The organism is Azospirillum sp. UENF 312511 (assembly GCF_058780635.1).
The window spans coordinates 1-2500 of record NZ_JBSNCG010000003.1; the positions used below are offsets into that span (position 1 = coordinate 1).

At 59.0% G+C, this 2500-nt stretch carries 2 rRNA genes (1 of these 2 cut by a window edge); both read right to left on the reverse strand.

From position 1 onward, the window contains the following. Window positions 1–176 precede the first annotated feature (176 nt). A 5S ribosomal RNA gene (rrf, locus tag ACWPN7_RS11320) occupies window positions 177–292 on the reverse strand. Between the two features lie 133 nt (window positions 293–425). Further along, window positions 426–2500: ribosomal RNA gene (locus ACWPN7_RS11325) — 23S ribosomal RNA — on the reverse strand (it continues 673 nt past the right edge of the window).

A 2500-nucleotide genomic window follows, 5' to 3' on the forward strand; every position in this document is an offset into this window, starting at 1 on the left:
GCGGGGGAGGGTTAGGGAGGGGGCCCACAGCGATACCTCTCGCACAACAGGCACAACGAAAAGCCGGCGCTTCCCGCAGGGGAAAGCGCCGGCCTTGCCGTTCACGAAGCCGATTGTCAAGCGAGTGCGAAGCCTTCTGCGTCCACGTCCGGTGTGGTGTGGCGTGTGCCGTGGTGACCTGGCGGCGACCTACTCTCCCACGTCTTAAGACGCAGTACCATCGGCGCTGAGGCGTTTCACGGCCGAGTTCGGAATGGGATCGGGTGTTGGGAGCCCCGCCATGACCACCAGGTCACCAAGGCACACGCGAACCATCCGGACAGGGACGGCAGAGGTTTGGTTTGAGCGAGGACGTTTGCTCTTGTTCTTGCGGTGTTGGCTCGTGCGCCCAGGGCTTGCCGCTGCGCGCGGGCCGCCTGCTGGGAAGGATCAAGCCGATCGAGCGATTAGTAAGGCTCAGCTTCAGGCGTTGCCGCCCGTCCACATGCCTCCTATCGACGTGATGGTCTGTCACGGCTCTCAAGGGAGTTCTGGTTTAGAGGTGGGTTTCCCGCTTAGATGCTTTCAGCGGTTATCCCGTCCATACTTAGCTACCCGGCCATGCCACTGGCGTGACAACCGGTGCACCAGAGGTATGTCCATCCCGGTCCTCTCGTACTAGGGACAGATCCTCGCAAAACTCCGACACCCACGGCAGATAGGGACCGAACTGTCTCACGACGTTCTAAACCCAGCTCACGTACCACTTTAATCGGCGAACAGCCGAACCCTTGGGACCTGCTCCAGCCCCAGGATGTGATGAGCCGACATCGAGGTGCCAAACGACTCCGTCGATATGGACTCTTGGGAGTCATCAGCCTGTTATCCCCGGCGTACCTTTTATCCGTTGAGCGATGGCCCGTCCACATGGAACCACCGGATCACTATGGCCGACTTTCGTCTCTGCTCGACTTGTCTGTCTTGCAGTCAGGCGGGCTTATGCCATTGCACTCGTCGAGCGATTTCCGACCGCTCTGAGCCCACCATCGCGCGCCTCCGTTACACTTTGGGAGGCGACCGCCCCAGTCAAACTACCCGCCATGCAGGGTCCCGGCTCCGGATGAACGGAGCGCGGTTAGATGCCAGAGACCTCAAGGGTGGTATTTCAAGGATGGCTCCACCCGAGCTGGCGCCCGGGCTTCCTAGCCTCCCACCTATCCTACACATGAGATCCCTAGCACCACTGCAAAGCTGTAGTAAAGGTGCACGGGGTCTTTCCGTCTGACCGCGGGTACTCCGCATCTTCACGGAGAGTTCAATTTCGCTGAGTTGGTGTTGGAGACAGCGGGGAAGTCGTTACGCCATTCGTGCAGGTCGGAACTTACCCGACAAGGAATTTCGCTACCTTAGGACCGTTATAGTTACGGCCGCCGTTTACCGGGGCTTCAATTCGGAGCGTGAACCCCTCCTCTTAACCTTCCGGCACCGGGCAGGCGTCAGACCCTATACGTCGCCTTGTACGGCTTCGCAGAGCCCTGTGTTTTTAGTAAACAGTCGCCACCCCCTGGTCTGTGCCCCCCGCCATGGCTTGCGCCACAACGGGGCCCTCTTCTTCCGAAGTTACGAGGGCAATTTGCCGAGTTCCTTCAACACCATTCTCTCAAGCGCCTGGGTATACTCTACCAGTCCACCTGTGTCGGTTTGGGGTACGGTCTGATGCGGGGGCTGTTTCCTGGAACGGGTCCCCAGCCGGGCCAATCCGATAAGGCCCGACACGCTTTCCCATTCGTCACACACCCGCTGGCCCACGAATATTAACGTGGTTCCCATCGACTACGCCTTTCGGCCTCGCCTTAGGGGCCGGCTCACCCTGCGTGGATTAACCTTGCGCAGGAACCCTTGGACTTTCGGCGACAGTGTTTCTCACACTGTTTGTCGCTACTCATGTCAGCATTCTCACTTCCGATACCTCCAGGCACCCTCGCGGGGACCCTTCGCAGGCTTACGGAACGCTCCGCTACCACGTGATCCAAAGATCACATCCGCAGCTTCGGTACACGGCTTGAGCCCCGATACATTTTCGGCGCAGGCCGGCTTAACTAGACCAGTGAGCTATTACGCTTTCTTTAAAGGATGGCTGCTTCTAAGCCAACCTCCTGGTTGTCATGGCCTTCCCACATCCTTTCCCACTTAGCCGTGATTTGGGGACCTTAGCTGGCGGTCTGGGCTGTTTCCCTCTCGACGATGGACCTTAGCACCCACCGTCTGTCTGCCGGGCTGTGCTCCACGGTATTCGGAGTTTGGTTAGGTTTGGTAAGCCGCGAGGCCCCCTAGCCCATCCAGTGCTCTACCCCCGTGGGCAATCGCCCGACGCGCTACCTAAATAGCTTTCGCGGAGAACCAGCTATTTCCCGGTTTGATTGGCCTTTCACCCCTAGCCACAGGTCATCTCCGACTTTTTCAACAGGCGTGAGTTCGGTCCTCCAGTGCGTGTTACCGCACCTTCAACCTGCCCATGGCT